Genomic DNA, 16,423 nt, shown 5'->3' on the forward strand with positions numbered 1-16,423 from the left:
AAGTGACACGAACGGGTAACGGCAACAAGAATGCGGGGAAGGCATCGCACGGGAACCATCCGGCCGCGGTGTCCGTGTTTCGGGGTGGGCCGGGTCGAACAGAGACATCGGCCCGTTGAACGGGCCGAGGAGGGCCGGGGTGACGACCTATGAAGATCGAGCGAGCCTCACAGATCTGACCACCACCGTGGATCAAGTCCGCAGGTCGGTGGAGGGAGTGATCGAGGGCAAGCCGGAGGTCGTACGGCTTTCGCTGACCGTGCTCCTCGCCGAGGGACATCTGCTCATCGAGGACGTACCGGGCGTGGGCAAGACCATGCTCGCCAAGGCACTGGCGCGGTCCATCGACTGTTCGGTGCGGCGTATCCAGTTCACACCGGATCTGCTGCCGTCGGACATCACCGGTGTGTCCATTTTCGACCAGCAGCGCAGGGACTTCGAGTTCAAGCCGGGGGCGATCTTCGCGCAGATCGTGATCGGCGACGAGATCAACCGTGCTTCGCCCAAGACCCAGTCCGCGCTCCTGGAGTCCATGGAGGAGCGGCAGGTCACCATCGACGGGCAGACGTACGAACTGCCCAATCCCTTCATGGTCGTCGCGACCCAGAACCCGGTCGAGATGGAGGGCACCTACCCGCTGCCCGAGGCCCAGCGCGACCGTTTCATGGCGCGGGTCTCGATCGGCTATCCCAACGCCGAGGCCGAGCTGCAGATGCTCGATGTGCACGGCGGGGTCTCGCCGCTCGACGATCTGCAGCCGGTGGCCCACGCGCACGACATCGTCAAGCTGATCGACGCGGTCCGCAAGGTCCATGTCGCGGACGCCGTACGGCGCTATGCGGTGGAGATCGTCGGCGCCACGCGCAACCACCCGGACCTCAGACTCGGCGCCTCGCCGCGCGCGACGCTGCATCTGCTGCGGGCGGCGAAGGCTTCCGCCGCGCTGAGCGGGCGTGACTACGTCCTGCCGGACGATCTGCAGGCGCTCGCCGTCGCCGTGCTCGCGCACCGGCTCCTTCCCACCGCGCAGGCCCAGTTGAACCGGCGTACGGCCGAGCAGGTCGTGCTGGAGATCCTGCAGCGCATCGCGGTTCCGGCCGCCCAGGCTCCGGGCGTCGGCTATCCGCCGGCGCCTTCCGTGCAGATGCCCGGCATGGCGGGCTACGGCCAGCAGCCGCCCGGCGCGCGGAGGCTGTGATGCAGGCCGGGGGGCCGGCGCAGGGCACCACGCAGCGGGCCTTGGGCCGGATTTCCCAGTCGGACGACGACAAGGGCGGACTGCGTACCGCCTTCGCCGGGCTGACCACGCGCGGCCGGTCGTTCCTGGCCGCCGGGGTGGCCGCGGCCGTGTGCGCGTATGTGCTCGGCCAGGCCGATCTGCTGCGGGTGGGGCTGCTGCTCGCCGTACTGCCGCTGGTCAGCGCGATCGTGCTGTACCGCACGCGCTACCGGGTGGCCGGATCGCGACGGCTCTCGCCCGCGCGGGTGCCCGCGGGCTCGGAGTCGCGGGTGCATCTGCGGATGGACAACGTGTCGCGGCTGCCCACCGGGCTCCTGATGCTCCAGGACCGGGTGCCGTACGTGCTCGGGCCGAGGCCCCGCTTCGTGCTCGACCGGGTCGAGGCGGGCGGGCGGCGCGAGGTGTCGTACCGGGTGCGCTCCGATCTGCGCGGGCGCTATCCGCTCGGGCCGCTGCAGCTGCGGCTGAGCGACCCGTTCGGGATGTGCGAACTGACCAGGTCCTTCAGCGCGTTCGACACCCTGACGGTGATCCCGCGCGTCGAGCCGCTGCCGCCGGTGCGGCTTTCCGGTGAGGCGCAGGGGTACGGCGACGGACGGCAGCGCTCGCTCGCCCTGGCCGGCGAGGACGATGTGATCCCGCGCGGCTACCGGCACGGCGACGATCTGCGCCGGGTGCACTGGCGCTCGACCGCGAAGTACGGCGAGCTGATGGTGCGCCGCGAGGAGCAGCCGCAACGCGCGCGCTGCACCGTCCTGTTGGACACCCGCCGCATCGCCCACCAGGGCGCGGGCCCCGACTCGGCCTTCGAATGGGCGGTCTCGGGCGCGGCCTCGGCGCTGGTGCACATGCTGGAACGGGGCTTCTCCGTCCGCCTGTTGACCGACACCGGCACCTCCGTGCCGGGCGAGGGCTCCGACGGGTTCGCGGGCTCCACGCAGGAGTCGGCGGACGCCGCGGGAATGATGATGGACACACTCGCCGTGGTGGACCACTCGGACGGCGCGGGCCTGTCCCGTGCGTACGACGTGCTGCGCGGCGGTTCCGAGGGACTCCTGATCGCGTTCCTCGGCGAACTCGACGAGGAGCAGGCGGCCGTGGCCGCCCGGATGCGCCAGCGCAGCGGTGCGGCGGTCGCCTTCGTCCTGGACAACGCGGCCTGGGCGCACGGCGCCCAGGGCCCGTCGGCCCAGCTGGAGGAGCGGCTTCGGCTGCTGCGCGAGTCGGGCTGGACGGCGGTCGCGGTGCCACCGGGGCAGCCGATGGCCGAATTGTGGCGGCATGCGGACCGGCAGCGCACGGGCGTGGTCGGGCGCTCCGAAGCACAGGCGACAGGAGAATGGTCATGAGCGGCCGCACGCGGCTCGCGCTCAGCGCCTACGCGGCCACGCTGATGGCCGCGTGCGCACTGCTGCCCCTGGTCAACTCGGCCGCGTGGCTGGTGCAGGGCGCGTTCCTGCTCGCCGCGCAGTCCGGTGTGGGAGCGGCGGCCCGGCGGGTCCCGCTGGCTCGTCCGGTGACGGTCGCGGCCCAGGTCCTGGTGACGCTGCTGCTGCTCACCCTGTTCTTCGTACGGGAAGAGGCCTTCGGTCTGTTCCTGCCGAGCCCCGACTCCGTCCGGGAGTTCGGGGTGCTGCTCCAGGCCGGTGGCCAGGACGTCGGGCAGTACTCGACTCCCGCACCCCTGACCGACGGCATCCGGCTGATGCTGGTGGGCGGGGTCCTGGTGATCGGGCTCGCCGTGGACGCGCTCGCGGTCACCTTCCGCAGCGCCGCTCCCGCGGGGCTGCCGCTGCTCGCCCTGTACTCCGTCGCGGCCGGTCTGTCGGACGGGGGCGCGGGCTGGCTCTACTTCATACTCGCCGCGGCCGGCTATCTGCTGCTGCTGCTCGCCGAAGGGCGCGACCGGCTCTCCCAGTGGGGCCGGGTGTTCGGCGGTGCGCCGCGCCGGTCCACCGGGTACTCCTCCGGGCTCGACGGCGGCGGGCCCGCCGCCCCCGTGCGCACCGGGCGGCGGATCGGCGCGGTCGCCCTCGGCATCGCGCTGGTGGTGCCGGCGGCGCTGCCCGCGCTGGACAGCGGTCTGTTCGATCCCACGGGCAGCGGTGGAGGGGGCGGCGGCGGAGGCGGCACCATCTCCGCGGTCAACCCCCTGGTCTCGCTGCAGAACAACCTCAATCAGCCCGAGGACCGCGAGGTCCTCAGGTACCGCACGAACGCCGAGTCCGCCCAGGACCTGTACATGCGGATCGTGTCGCTCGACCAGTTCGACGGCACGGCATGGCAGCCGGCGGAGCGTTCGATCCAGGAGGTCCCCTCGTCGTTCCCGCAGCCCGTGGGCCTCGGCGGCGACGTGGACCGCAAGGAGATCACCACCCGGATCCAGGCCGCCGACGACTATGCGCAGGACTGGCTGCCCATGCCGTATCCGGCGACCGAGCTCGACATCGGCGGAAAGTGGCGCTTCGAGCCGATCGGCCGTGCCGTCGTGGGCGACCGCGGGGAGACGACCAAGGGCAAGGAGTACACGGTCAAGAGCCTGGTCGTGGAGCCGACGGCGGCCAAGCTGGCCGGCGCCCCGGCTCCCAGCGAGGCCATCGCGAACGAGTTCACGGACGTCCCCAACTCTCTGCCGGACGATGTGTACGACACCGCGCGCGAGGTGACCAAGGGCGCGACCAACGACTACGAGAGGGCCGTCGCGCTGCAGGAGTGGTTCGCGGTCAGCGGCGGTTTCTCGTACGACACCGAGGTCACCGCGGGCAGCGGTTCGGCGGCCATCAGCCGCTTCCTGAAGGACAAGGAGGGCTTCTGCGTCCACTTCTCCTTCGCGATGGCCTCGATGGCCCGCACCCTCGGCATTCCTTCGCGGGTCGCGGTGGGCTTCACGCCCGGTTCGCCGACCGCCGACGGTTCCATGACGGTGGGACTGCGCGATGCGCACGCCTGGCCCGAGCTGTACTTCGAGGGCGTGGGCTGGACGCGTTTCGAGCCGACCCCGACGCGGGGTTCGGCGCCCGACTACACCCGTGAGGACACCCCCACGGAGGGCCCGACCACCTCTGCTCCCTCGGCCTCGAGTTCGGCGGCGCCCACCGACGAGGCGTCCTCGTCGGCTTCGGAGTCCTGCCCGCCGGACCTGCGCCGCTTCGGCGAGTGCGGCAAGGAGGACCTGGGTGCGGGGGCGGCCGGTGCGGACGGCGGTCCGCCCTGGGGCACCTACCTCGGGATCTCGGCCGCCGTGCTGCTCCTGCTCGTGGTGCCGCTGCTGCCCCTGATGTGGCGTACGCGGGCCCGTCGGGCACGGCTCGGTTCAGGGGGCCGTACGGCGGCGGACGGGGCGTCGAGGACCCTGGCCGCGTGGCTGGAGATCACGGATACGGCCTGGGATCACGGCATCGCCCCCGACGAGGCGCAGACCCCGCGCAAGGCGGCGGCCCGGATCGTCCGGCTCGGCGAGCTGGAGACCGATGCGGCCGAGGCCGTGCACCGGATCGCGGCGGCGGTGGAGCAGGTGCTCTACGCACCGGTGCCGCGGCCCGCGCCCGGTGTGGCCGAGGACGTCCGCAGGGTGCGGGCCGGTCTGCGGGCCACGATGAGCCGCGGCACCCGGCTGCGTGCGACGTTCGCACCGCGTTCGGCTGTCCGGGTGGCCTGGTCGCTCTCGGACCGCTGGTCCGCTCTCAAGGAGCGCTGGGGCGTGGGCCGGTGGAGCCTGGAACGGCTGATCCCACGCCGTGCGGGCGGCCCGCAGGAGTAGCACCTGAGCAGGGGGCGGAGGCTTTGGTCTCCGCCCCCTGTTTACTGCGCCTGGGCGGCAGACCCACCATGCGGGAACGGGCGACGGCGCGGGTCGGGTGCGTGGTGCCGGCAACAGACGACGGCACGGTCGGGTGCGCGTCGGCTACGGACGACAGCGCGGGCCTGGTGCGCGCAGGCAACAGACGACAGCGCAGGCCTGGCGCGCGCCCGGGCACAAACGACGGCGCGGGTGTGGGCCGGACGTTCAAGACGTCCGGCCCACACCCGCGTCGGGCTGAAAACTCAGTGGCCTTCTTCGCGGCGCCGCTGCCAGCGCTGCTCGATACGGTCCATCATCGACCGCCGCTGCCGGCCCTGACGACGGGTCGTCGGGGGAGCTGCCCCGCCCTGACCGGCCGCCGCACCGGGGGCCTGCTCACCCGGCTTGGGCGCCCTGCGCCAACCGGTTACCGCGAGCACCGCACAGCCGAGCATGACGAGGAATCCCACCACGCTGATCCAGATCTGCTGCGCGACCATTCCTGCCATGAGGAGCGCGATTCCCACAAGGAAGCCGGCGACCGCTTGGTAGACCCGCTTCCGGGTGTACGTACGCAGCCCGCTTCCCTCAAGCGCTGTCGCGAACTTGGGATCTTCGGCGTACAGCGCTCGCTCCATCTGCTCGAGCATGCGCTGCTCGTGCTCTGAGAGCGGCACGGAGTCCCTCCTCATCGTGCAGTCGCCGGGGCGACCGGGGGTCCCCTTCAGGATAGGCAGGGAATCGCCCCCGTGAAACCCGCCCCTCTACGCCAATTCGCCATTCCGGCCCGTCATGGCACCCGATGCTGAGGCGTTCATTCCCCAGCGGTACGGCCGTCATGCCGGACGGTGTCCCTCGATCATACGGGTCACAGGCCCTGATCGGGGGGCCTGTGGCGTACTCCATCTGCGGTTGCGCCCCTGATCAGGAGGAGTGCGCAGGATGCGGCGATTCCGCCGGCCGCTCCCGTTCCTCCGGTCACGGGAGTTCCGGCCACCGGGACCGTTTTTCACCCCTGCGGAGAAGCCGCTTTTCACCCCTGCGGAAAGGCCGCGGATCCACCTTCTCCCCCGGTGGTGGGCTCAGCCCGCCTCCGGCGCGGGCTCAGCCCTTCTCCCCCAGTACGTGCAGCTGGGTGGCGACCGCGTGGAAGGCGGGCTGCTCGGCGGCAGCGGCCTCCAGCTTGATCAGCGCGTCCAGGGCTCCGGGCTCGGTGTCCACCAGGACGCCGGGCACCAGGTCGGCGAAGACCCGTACGCCGTGCACCGAGCCGACCCGCAGACCGCCCTCCTCGACCAGGCCGGTGAGCTGCTCCGCGCTGAAGCGGCGCGGCACCGGGTCGCCCTCGCCCCAGCGTCCGGCCGGGTCGGTCAGGGCGTGCCGGGCCTCGGTGAAGTGGCCGGCCAGGGCGCGGGCGAGCACGGCGCCGCCGACGCCGGCGGCGAGCAGGCTGAGGATGCCGGTCTCGCGCAGCGCTCCCGCCGCGTTCCTCACGCCCTCGGCCGGGTCGTCCACGTACTCGAGCACGCCATGGCAGAGGACGGCGTCGTACGAGCCGGGCTGCACCACGTCGAACAGGCCGTGCACATCGCCCTGGACTCCACTCACCCGCTCCGCGACCCCGGCCTCGGCGGCGCGGCGCTCCAGCGCGAAGAGCGCGTTGGGGCTCGGGTCGACGACCGTGACGCGGTGGCCGAGCGCGGCGACGGGCACGGCGAACTTGCCGCTGCCGCCGCCGGTGTCGAGCACGTCGAGGGATTCCCGCCCGGTCGCCTTCACCTGCCGGTCGAGTGCGTCTTTCAGTACCTCCCAGACCACGGCGGTACGGAGGGAAGCACGGGGGCGCATCGGGTCCGACACGGCAGTTGACTCCTCGCGTGGTTCCGCCGGTGAGGCGGGGTGGGGACGGTTCGTCCCCACCCTATTGCCTCTGCGGCGCGGCCCCTCTCACCCCGCATCCGACTGTTCGGGCCGCGGCTGCGGCAGTACCGGCTGGAGCACGAGCATCCGCTCGACCAGGCGCAGGAACATCGCGACATCGCGCAGCAGATCGTCGGCGTCCCGGATGCTCGCCGCGCCCTGGATGCCCGCGTCCGCGCGGGCCCGCTTGGTGGCGCCTGAGGCGAACAGGGCGCTCCACTCGGCCAGTTCGGGCGCTATCTCGGGGAGCACCTCCCAAGCGCTCCTGATCTTGGCCCGCTTGCGTGCGCTGGTCTCGGGGCGGCCGCGCGCGGCGAGCACGGCGGCGGCGGTGCGCAGGGCCGCGAGGTGGGCGGCGGAGTAGCGCTCGTTGGGAGTTTCGAGGCGGGCCGCCTCGTCGAGTCCGCTGCGGGCCTGGGCGAGCAGATCGAGGGCGGCGGGCGGGGCCGAGGCCCGGCGCAGGACCGGGTGGACGTCGCTCGCGGGACCGTTCAGTGAGGGGGCAGGGCCGGAAGCGCGGCGCCGGCGTGCGGCGGCTGCGTAGGAACTGGCCATGACGAACCTCCTGTCGTCGTTTGACGGCACTGGTGAGGAACCTGCCGTATGACCCCATCGTGAAGTACGCCACTGACAATCGACCCTGACCTGCACTTTCGACTCGATCAAGGGTTCGGGTAAGGGAGTTGGGCTGCTTCACGGAAGGGGCGCGCCGACGAGCCGCACACGCGTCGTGTACGTTTTTGCACTGACCAGTCAGTTTAAAAACAGGGGGAGCACGTGCTCGCGGTCGAGGGATTCGGTGTGCGGGGGCCGAGGGGGTGGGCCTTCCGGGATGTGACGTTCGCGGCGGAGCCCGGCGCCCTGGTCGCGGTGGAAGGTCCGTCCGGTTCGGGGCGGACCTCGCTGCTGCTCGCGCTCACGGGACGGATGCGGGCGACGGCGGGCCACGCCGAGGTGGGTGCGCTGCGGCTGCCCCGGCAGGCCGCGGCCGTACGGCGGATCAGCGCCCTGGCCCATGTGCCGGGCGTCACCGACCTCGATCCGGCGCTGACCGTCGCGGAGCATCTGCACGAACGGACCCTGCTGCAGCGGCGGTTCGGCACGTCCCTTCGCGCGCTGCTGAGGCCGCGGGCCGAGCGGGCGGCCGCCTCCGCACTCCTGCGCGAGCGCGCCCTGACCGCCGCCGGGCTCGACCCGGCGGACCTCGCCAAGGGCTCGCGCACCGCCGTGAGGGATCTGGAGCGCAGTGAGGCGCTGCGGCTGTCCGTGGCGCTCGCGCTGATCGGGCGGCCGCGGCTGCTCGCCGTGGACGATCTCGGCCTGAAGCTCTCGGCGGCCGAACTGGACGCCGCCTGGCGGATGTTGGCGGAGATCGCCGAGGGCGGCACGACCGTCGTGGCCGTGGGGCACGGGGCGCCGGATGCGGCGCTGAAGATCCAGCTGGGCAACCCGGACGAGAAGGGGGCGGCCGATGCGCTCGCCGAAACTGGCCGTTCTTGAACTGAAGCGCTTCGGCCGGGGCCGGCTGCCCCGTGCCGCGCTCGTCTCGCTGCTGCTGCTTCCGCTGCTCTACGGGGCCCTGTACCTGTGGTCGTTCTGGGATCCGTACGGGCGCCTGGACAAGATTCCGGTCGCGCTGGTCAACGCCGACAAGGGCGCGAGCGCCGACGGCAAGAAGATCGCGGCGGGTGACGGGATAGCCGAGGGCCTGCGGGAGAGCAGCACCTTCGACTGGCACGAGGTGGACGCGGCGCAGGCGCGCGCGGGGGTCGAGGACGGCACGTACTACCTGTCGCTGACCGTGCCCGAGGACTTCAGCCGGCGGATCGCCTCCAGCTCGGGCGACTCCCCGGAGACCGGCGCGCTGCAGGTCCGTACGAACGACGCCAACAACTACATCGTGGGGCAGCTGTCGCGGACGGTGTTCTCCGAGGTGCGGGCGGCCGCGTCGAGCAAGGCCTCGCGGACGTTCCTGGACAAGATCTTCGTGTCGTTCTCCGACATCCACGGCAAAACCGAGAAGGCCGCCGACGGCGCCGGACGCCTGGAGGAGGGCGCGGGCAAGGCCAAGGACGGGGCGAAGCAGCTCGCGGACGGGCTGGGCGACGCCAAGTCCGGCAGCGGTGAACTGGCACGCGGGATCGAGAAGCTGGACACGGGCGCCGGCGATCTGGAGACCGGCGCGGGCCAGGTGGCCGACGGGACCCAGGCGCTCGCGGACAAGGTGAACGGTGCGGCGGAGAAGGTCGGCCCGTTCCTGCGCGAGAACGGCGAGAGCATCGGCGACACGGCCCGGCTGGTCGCGGACACGGCCGGTGCAGTACGGGGGCATCTGGACACGCTCGTCGACAAGGCGCCCTTGGCCGCATCCGGTGCGAAGAAGGCCTCCGGCACGCTGGACACCGTGTACGAGGCGCGCTGCGAGGACGCGCTCCTCAAGGATCCGAACTGCCCGCAACTCAAGCAGGCCAAGGACGCGGGCGACGACGTCGAGCGGATCGCCGCCGACGTGAACGCCGTCGTCCAGGACTACGCCGGGGACACCGACCGGCTGGACGATCATCTGGCCAAGCTGGAGAAGCAGGCGAGCGCGTTGGCCGACCGCGCCCCGCATCTCGCCGACGACCTCGACTCGGCCGTGAAGAAGATCAACGAGCTGAACCGCGGCGCCAAGGCCGTGGCCGAGGGCGCGGGCCGGCTGCACACCGGTCTGACCAGCGCCAAGTCCGGTTCGTCCGACCTCGATACGGGGGTGGGCCGCCTGAAGGACGGCGCGCAGGACCTGGACGGCGGCCTGTTCAAGCTGGTCGACGGCTCCGGCGAGCTGGCCGGCGGGCTGCGCGACGGCGCCGCGCAGATCCCCGACTACGACAAGAACGACCGCGACGCCCGTACGGAGGTCATGGCCGATCCCGTACAGCTGGCCGCCAAGTCCCTGCACCAGGCGCCCAATTACGGCACCGGTTTCGCCCCGTACTTCATCCCGCTGTCCCTGTGGGTGGGCGCGATGGTCGCGTACATGGTGATCGCCCCGCTCAACCGGCGCGCGCTCGCCACCGGTGCCTCGGCCTGGCGGATCGCGCTCGCGGGCTGGCTGCCGGTGGCGGCGATCGGAGCGCTGCAGACCGGTGCCCTGATGGCCGTCCTGCACTGGGCGCTCGGCCTGCAGATGGCGCACGCGGCGGGCACGGTCGGCTTCCTGCTCCTGGTCACCGGGTGCTTCGCGGCGATCGTGCAGTGGCTCAACGCCCGCTTCGGGGCCGCGGGCCGCATCCTCGTCCTGGCCTTCCTGATGCTCCAGCTGACCTCGGCCGGAGGCACGTATCCGGTGCAGACGAGCCCGACGTTCTTCGGCGCGGTCCATCCCTTCCTGCCGATGTCGTACGTGGTGGAGGCGCTGCGGCGGCTGATCACGGGCGGGGGTCTCGGACCCGTGTGGCAGGGGTGTGCGGTGCTCGTGGCGTTCACGGTCGGGGCGCTGGCCCTGACGGCTCTGTCGGCGCGCAAGCGGCAGGTGTGGACCCTGGACCGGCTGCATCCGGAGCTGACGCTGTGAGTGCTGCGGTGCGTACCGGGCGTGCGGGCCTGTGAGAATCGGACCCATGCAGAAGGCAGCGGGGGCCACCGGCTCCAAGGGGAGCAGTGGCGGCGGGCGGCGGCAGGCCACGAAGGCGAAGTTGTACGAGGCGGCCGTGACGCTCATCGCGGAGCAGGGTTTCTCGGCGACCACGGTCGACGAGATCGCCGAGCGCGCCGGGGTCGCCAAGGGCACGGTCTACTACAACTTCGCCAGCAAGGCCGAGCTCTTCGAGGAGCTGCTGCGCTACGGCGTCGGGCTGCTCACCGAGTCGCTGCAGCGGGCTGCGGACGACACGGAGCGCTCCGGCGGCACGAAGGTGGCCGCCCTGGACGCGATGATCCGGGCGGGCCTGGACTTCATCGCCACGTATCCGTCCTTCACGCAGCTGTACGTGGCCGAGCTGTGGCGCACCGGCCGTGCCTGGCAGTCCACGCTCCTCGTCGTACGGCAGCAGGCCGTGGCCGTGGTCGAGGAGGTGCTGCGCGAGGGCGTGGCGGCCGGTGAGCTGAGCGACGAGATCGACATCCCGCTGACGGCGGCCGCCCTGGTGGGGATGGTGCTCGTGGCGGCGCTCGACTGGCAGGCCTTCCAGCCGGAGCGCTCGATCGACGATGTGCATGCGGCGCTGTCGCGGCTGCTGCAAGGGCGGGTGGGCGGCAGCCGGGCCTGAGCGTTTGTGTGTTCGCCAGGAGTGATTCGGCGGGAGCGATGAGTTCCGGCGCCGGATCGGGTCTGCCCCGTATGACGCGAACCCATGCGACCACTGTCGACGTCGACGGAATCACCCTCGGCATCGAGTCGTTCGGTGCCGAGGACGCGCCGCTCGTGCTGCTCGCGGGCGGCACGACGATGCTCTCCTGGCCCGACGAGCTCTGCGAGCACCTGGCCGCCGGCGGCCGCCGCGCGGTGCGGTACGACCTGCGCGACAGCGGCGCCTCGACGACCGCCGATCCGGAAGCGCCCGCCTACACGCTGCGCGACCTCGCCGCCGATGCGGCGGCCCTGGCCTGCGCGCTCGGCGGCGGGCCCGCGCACCTGGCGGGGATCGGCGTCGGCGGCATGGTCGCGCAGGTGGCGGCGCTGGAGCACCCGGATGCCTTCTCTGCCCTCACGCTCGTCGGCACCCGCTCGGTCGCGCCAGGACCAGCCGACGAGGACCTGCCCGACCACGACCGGGCGACGATGGGCCGGCTGTTCGCGCGGCCGATGCCCGACTGGGCCGACCGCGAGGCGGTGGCGGAGTTCGCCGCCGGCGGCGCGGAGATCCTCGGCAACGATCCGGATGCGGCGCGGGCGAACGCCGCGCGCATCTGGGACCGCACACCCGGCACCGCTCCCCCGGTCCAGCTGGCCAACCAGATCGGCATGGTGTTCTCACGGCTCGACTGCACGCCGCGCTGGCGCGAGCGGCTGCCGGAGATCGCCGTGCCCACGCTCGTGGTGCACGGACTGCGCGACCCGTTCTTCCCCGTCGGCAATGGTGAGGCGCTCGCGCGCGAGATCCCCGGGGCGCAGCTGCTCGTCCTCAAGGAGGCCGCCACCGCGATCCCCGCCGCGGCGTCCGCCGAGGTGGCGGAGGCAATGCTCGGGCTCGGATAGCTCTGCTCGTACGGGATGCTCGAAGGCCCGGGCTCTGCTCGTACTGGATGCTCGAATGCCCGGCCTTGGCGGGTCCGGCACTCGGCAGGCCCGGAAAACGACACTGGTCCGGCGCGGCTCGATGTTTCCCACGAGCCTCACCGGACCAGTGCTTCCCCCGTTCCCCCCGTGGTCCGCCCCGCCCGCCCGGTGTCCCTCCGGGCCCCGGGGCGCCCCCGCTCCGTCAGGGGAGCCGCACCGTTCCGCCGCCCCGTGTCGGCGGTGCCGGCGCCGCGCCCCTTCCGTGCCCCCCACTCTTCCGTCCCTGCAGGTGGGACCCCATCCGTGCGCGTACTCATCTCACTCACTAGGTACGGATACTCAGGCATACGCACTCATCCCCAGGACGGGGCGTTGCCGACTGGTTACGATCGCGTCCGTGTCCGTACTCCCCCTGGTTATCACCACTGGGGGTTTTGCACCCCAACTGATCAGGTACGACCCAAGGGCCAAAACTGGCACATCCGGATATGTCAGAGCTGGATGACCGTAGCGGTGCTGGCATGGTGCTGAGTTCTCCAAATGGAGAAAGACCCCCGACCGGCCGTAGTGGCTAGTCGGGGGTCTTCGTGTTCCTGACCGTGTACTCCGGGCCGACCAGGGACGGAAGCACTCTACGGTTTCCCGTTCTGGAAACCCGAACCTCTTGCCCCACAGGTACCGGCCCCGGAACGATCGAACGCGACAGTCAGCAGGCCAGCGGAAGGGGAACGCCGTGAAGGTCGAAATGCTCGCGACGACTTGTGACAAGAAGGACTGCCCGGCCATCTACAAGACAGACAGGGGCACGATCCTCGTGCAGGGCGAGACACCCACGGACCACGGGCTGAACATCCCGGCACACGAAACCCTCGTAGAGATCCCCATGGACCTGGTGCTGAAGGCTTTCGGTGACCAGCTTGGCTAGCCGCAGCCTGGGCGACCTGTTCGACGACTTCCAGCGGGAAGCGTTCCGGCTAGAAACCCTCGACGACTACAGCCGCTCAGGCAGTGTCGACGCCTACCGGCTCTTCCTCGACGGCCAGCCGCAGCCAGCCGACTACAACGCCGACTGGCTCGAAGAGGTTCAGGCGCACGTCGACGCGGGTCGGCGCATGTACCGGGTCCACATCCTCACCCGACCCCTGACGCCATATCTCAGATTCGAACTGGGCTGGGGGTACGTCACGAACGCCACGGCCGGTGAAGAGTTCTTCATCCTCGACGTCACCGACCAACCCTCCCCACTTCCCTCGGGAGTTGGGGACTTCTGGCTGTTCGACTCGACGACAGCCGCCCCCATGCACTACAGCCACGATGGCAAGTACCTCGGGGCCGACGTGCTGCCCGAAGATCAGGGTGGCCGGTACGTCACCTACAGGGACACAGCCCTAGCGCACGCTGTGCCGTTCGCTGATTGGTGGGCAAAGCACTCAGAGTGAACCGTTCGGAGCTAGGCACCGCGCTGCGGGCACTGCGGAACGCTTCCGGGAAGGAAGCCAAAGCGGTCGCCCGCAGTGCTGTCATGTCTGCCAGCAAGCTAAGCAAGATCGAGACAGGGAAGCTGGCCCCGAGCGCTGACGACGTCGACCGCATCCTGACCGCCATCGGCGTCTCCGACGACGTGAAGGCCGAGTACATGGAGGCCGCCCGCGCCGTCGCCACAGAGGCCACAGCGTGGCGACTGATCCAACGCGCGGGACTCCACAAGGCACAGCAGCGTCTGAGGGACGTAGAGGCCCGCATGAGCCTCCTGCGCGTCTTCCAGCCTGCCCTGGTGCCTGGCCTGCTCCAGACACCGGAGTACATGCGGGCAATCCTGTCTCGTCACGCCGACCTGTCCGAGGCCACCGTGCGAGAAACGATCAGCGCTCGACTGGAACGGCAACAGGTCCTCTACGACCAGACCAAAACCCTCAGGTTCGTGATCACGGAACCAGTGCTCAGGTGGCTGATCGTGCCGCCGCTCGTCATGGCCGGGCAGCTCGACCGGCTCGTCACCGTGTCCCGACTCCCGAACGTAGATGTCCGAGTCGTGCCGCTCGGCCAGCCTCAGACCGACATTGCCAACCATGCGTTCGTCATCCGTGATGACCGGGCCGTGACCGTAGAGACCGTGCATGCGGAAGTCGTCGTCACCGACCCCCGCGACGTTGCTGTGTACGTCGACAAGTTCGAGGGATTCGCCAGGCACGCCGTTGAGGGCAGCGACATGCAATCGCTCCTGACCACCATCAGGGACGACCTTTTGAGGCAACGGGAAAGCGGCTAGGGCCAGTTCGCCTCTGGCCGCACGATGGATTCCGCAACCGAATCCGGGAGGCAGCGGGCCATGACAGCGACCACCGACGCGAGGCAGGGTGAGTACGTCACCTACGCGCCCAAAGGCGAGAAGTGCGCCAAGTGCAAGCAAGGCTTCGGCCCGCTGGAACGCGTATGGCGACTGACCGTTGAACGACAGTCCGGCGCCCCGGCCTTCGGCCCGTACCAGCACTACGAGAAGTGCCGGTAATGGTCGGCATCCGGGACATCGGCCAGAAGGTTGCGGACACCGCCGGGCGGGTTGGCATCCTGCGCGACGTCATCCCTGATTGGGAGGACCCTTCCGACCCACCCAACGAGCGGATCAAGCGGCCCACTGCGTTCGTGTGGCCCGAGGGTGGCGGCAGGGAGTGGCTACTCAACCCCAACCGGCTGAGGCGGGCGTCATGAGCGACAAGGACCAGGAGAAGGCTCCGGAGCAGCCGCGTACAGGCGGCGCTAGGAGAGGCTTCGTGTTCACCAAACCCAGTAAGCCCCGGTGACGCGGGACGGCGAATCCCGAAAGCTGCGCCTACCGGTACGCCCCGCCAGAGTGCAGGCTCTGGCGGGGCTTCGATTTAGCTACTTCTTGACGCGCCAATGTTCACCGCATGCCCTAATTATTTCAGGTCTCTCAGTTGCCTTAGAGCCCTTTAGTGCAACGAGCATAGTTATGCCCTTTATGGAGAGACGCCCCAAGGCTGCCGCTGCGGCAATAACCCCTGCGGTACCCAACGCGTCGATTAGTGCCACAGTGCACCCCCTAGCGGTGAGGCTAGGCAGCCCCGACTGGCAAACAATTGGACCGCTTTTGCTGGGAAAACACAAACCCCTGCAAAAGAGGCGGGGGTTCAGCGGGGACACGCACGCCGTCTACCTGGGAAGCAAGAGCGATACGTGACGATACGCCCAAGTTTCAAGGCCACTTCGCGCAAAGATGCGACATAACCGGACCTACCAGAACCTACTACGCATCTTCGTAGCGTCTCGGACGCCGGCTGCGGCCCCAGACCTTGGCGCTACTGGGCTCTGAGCTACGACCACGCTTCGTAGTGACCAGTCAATTACAGGGCTCCGGGATGCCGGTTGGCCTTACCCGTCTGCCTACGTCCCGCCGCTTCTCGACGCCCGTTCGCCGCTTCCTGAGCGGTCTTCTGCTTGTGGTGCCACGAGCAGAGAGCCTGAAGGTTAGACATGCGGTGATCGTCACCAGGAACGATGTGGTCAACGTCCGTGGCAGTCAGGAAACACGGCTGACCAGTGTCATAGCGAATGTGCTGGCAAAGCCAATTGTCACGACGTAGGGCATTAGCCCTCAGCGTTCCCCAATTGCCGGGAAGTCGAGATGCACGATTCGAGTTATGCCAATTCGCGACAGCCGCCACAGCGGCAGGGTTCGGGTCATCAGGGTTTCGGTCGATTGGATGGAACATAGCAATCTCCTTTTCGGTGTGGCGCAGGTCTCTTTTTGTTCAAACTCCGGCGAGAGCTAATGTTGGGGACTCCGGATCGATCTGAGCTGCTATCACGTTCCGGTCCGCGCGTTGCGGCTTGCGGGGGTAGCCCCCCTACCTGCCTATGCATATCCGTACGTTTACTCGCGCTGTTTGTTTCGCTTTGCTTTGAAGAAAGTTTTTCAGAAACTTTTTCGTTTTTGTTTTTCTTTTCTTCAATCAAACTTGTTTCGTTGATTTGTTTTTCTCTTGTTGTGTTTGTGTCCACGTGTCTCTGTCTCTACGTGTGTCTCTCTATGTGTGTGACGCTATGCGTTAAGCTTTATGCTTTAGCTGTCATGCTTGTTGCTTAAGCTTTTTGTTTTCTCTTTTTCTTTTCTTTTGTTTGTTGCTTGTGCTTATGCGTGCGTGTGCCCGTGTGTAGGTGGTGCGTGTGCATGCTTCGGTATGTCGTGCACATGCTGTCTTGTGTGTGTGCCCGTATATACGTGTGCCCCTGCACTGGGCCGTATATGGCAGGACCGTCCATG

14 protein-coding genes are annotated in these 16,423 nt (G+C 69.4%); 11 read left to right on the top strand and 3 right to left on the bottom strand.

Annotation, left to right across the window (positions count from 1 at the left end; genetic code table 11):
• Nucleotides 1-139: 139 nt before the first annotated feature.
• From H9Y04_RS06475 to H9Y04_RS06485, 3 genes are read left to right on the top strand one after another with little or no spacing between them, the layout of a single operon-like run.
• Nucleotides 140-1,198, top strand: coding sequence for an AAA family ATPase (locus H9Y04_RS06475; RefSeq protein WP_187812687.1), 1,059 nt, complete (start codon nt 140-142; stop codon nt 1,196-1,198).
• On the top strand, nt 1,198-2,589 hold the full coding sequence (locus tag H9Y04_RS06480; protein WP_187812688.1) for a DUF58 domain-containing protein: 1,392 nt from the start codon (nt 1,198-1,200) through the stop codon (nt 2,587-2,589). The genes H9Y04_RS06475 and H9Y04_RS06480 overlap by 1 nt, the downstream gene beginning before the upstream one ends.
• Nucleotides 2,586-5,000: a transglutaminase TgpA family protein gene (locus H9Y04_RS06485; protein WP_187812689.1), complete on the top strand. Its 2,415-nt coding sequence runs from the start codon at nt 2,586-2,588 to the stop codon at nt 4,998-5,000. The genes H9Y04_RS06480 and H9Y04_RS06485 overlap by 4 nt, the downstream gene beginning before the upstream one ends.
• 284 nt (nt 5,001-5,284) lie before the next feature.
• Here H9Y04_RS06485 and H9Y04_RS06490 read toward each other — a convergent pair whose 3' ends face one another.
• The 3 genes from H9Y04_RS06490 to H9Y04_RS06500 form a co-directional block, all read right to left on the bottom strand.
• The gene (locus H9Y04_RS06490; RefSeq protein WP_187812690.1) at nt 5,285-5,698 is read right to left on the bottom strand and encodes an SCO2097 family morphological protein; all 414 of its coding nucleotides are present in this window, start codon (nt 5,696-5,698) and stop codon (nt 5,285-5,287) included.
• A gap of 427 nt (nt 5,699-6,125) precedes the next feature.
• On the bottom strand, nt 6,126-6,881 hold the full coding sequence (locus tag H9Y04_RS06495) for a methyltransferase (RefSeq protein WP_187812691.1): 756 nt from the start codon (nt 6,879-6,881) through the stop codon (nt 6,126-6,128).
• Between the two features lie 87 nt (nt 6,882-6,968).
• The gene (locus H9Y04_RS06500) at nt 6,969-7,496 is read right to left on the bottom strand and encodes an SAV_6107 family HEPN domain-containing protein (protein ID WP_187812692.1); all 528 of its coding nucleotides are present in this window, start codon (nt 7,494-7,496) and stop codon (nt 6,969-6,971) included.
• 222 nt (nt 7,497-7,718) lie between these two features.
• Here H9Y04_RS06500 and H9Y04_RS06505 point away from each other — a divergent pair, with 222 nt between their 5' ends.
• From H9Y04_RS06505 to H9Y04_RS06540, 8 genes are all read left to right on the top strand, one after another.
• Nucleotides 7,719-8,441: an ATP-binding cassette domain-containing protein gene (locus H9Y04_RS06505; protein ID WP_187812693.1), complete on the top strand. Its 723-nt coding sequence runs from the start codon at nt 7,719-7,721 to the stop codon at nt 8,439-8,441.
• Complete coding sequence (locus H9Y04_RS06510) at nt 8,413-10,497, top strand: YhgE/Pip family protein (RefSeq protein ID WP_187812694.1); 2,085 nt, start codon at nt 8,413-8,415, stop codon at nt 10,495-10,497. The genes H9Y04_RS06505 and H9Y04_RS06510 overlap by 29 nt, the downstream gene beginning before the upstream one ends.
• A 46-nt stretch (nt 10,498-10,543) precedes the next feature.
• Nucleotides 10,544-11,191 (top strand): TetR/AcrR family transcriptional regulator, encoded by a 648-nt coding sequence (locus H9Y04_RS06515; protein ID WP_187812695.1) that lies wholly within the window; start codon nt 10,544-10,546, stop codon nt 11,189-11,191.
• Nucleotides 11,192-11,262: 71 nt separating this feature from the next.
• The gene (locus H9Y04_RS06520) at nt 11,263-12,120 is read left to right on the top strand and encodes an alpha/beta fold hydrolase (RefSeq protein WP_187812696.1); all 858 of its coding nucleotides are present in this window, start codon (nt 11,263-11,265) and stop codon (nt 12,118-12,120) included.
• A gap of 754 nt (nt 12,121-12,874) precedes the next feature.
• Nucleotides 12,875-13,066, top strand: coding sequence for a hypothetical protein (locus tag H9Y04_RS06525; RefSeq protein WP_187812697.1), 192 nt, complete (start codon nt 12,875-12,877; stop codon nt 13,064-13,066).
• Nucleotides 13,059-13,580, top strand: a complete 522-nt coding sequence (locus H9Y04_RS06530) for a DUF6879 family protein (protein ID WP_214660982.1) — start codon at nt 13,059-13,061, stop codon at nt 13,578-13,580. Before H9Y04_RS06525 ends, H9Y04_RS06530 begins: the two co-directional genes overlap by 8 nt.
• Nucleotides 13,577-14,410, top strand: a complete 834-nt coding sequence (locus tag H9Y04_RS06535; protein ID WP_187812699.1) for a helix-turn-helix domain-containing protein — start codon at nt 13,577-13,579, stop codon at nt 14,408-14,410. The genes H9Y04_RS06530 and H9Y04_RS06535 overlap by 4 nt, the downstream gene beginning before the upstream one ends.
• Nucleotides 14,411-14,470: 60 nt before the next feature.
• Nucleotides 14,471-14,650 carry a hypothetical protein gene (locus H9Y04_RS06540; RefSeq protein ID WP_187812700.1) on the top strand — a complete coding sequence of 60 codons (180 nt, stop codon included), beginning with the start codon at nt 14,471-14,473 and terminating at the stop codon, nt 14,648-14,650.
• Nucleotides 14,651-16,423 lie beyond the last annotated feature (1,773 nt).

The sequence above is a fragment of the Streptomyces polyasparticus genome, assembly GCF_014493765.1.
Classification (GTDB): domain Bacteria; phylum Actinomycetota; class Actinomycetes; order Streptomycetales; family Streptomycetaceae; genus Streptomyces; species Streptomyces polyasparticus.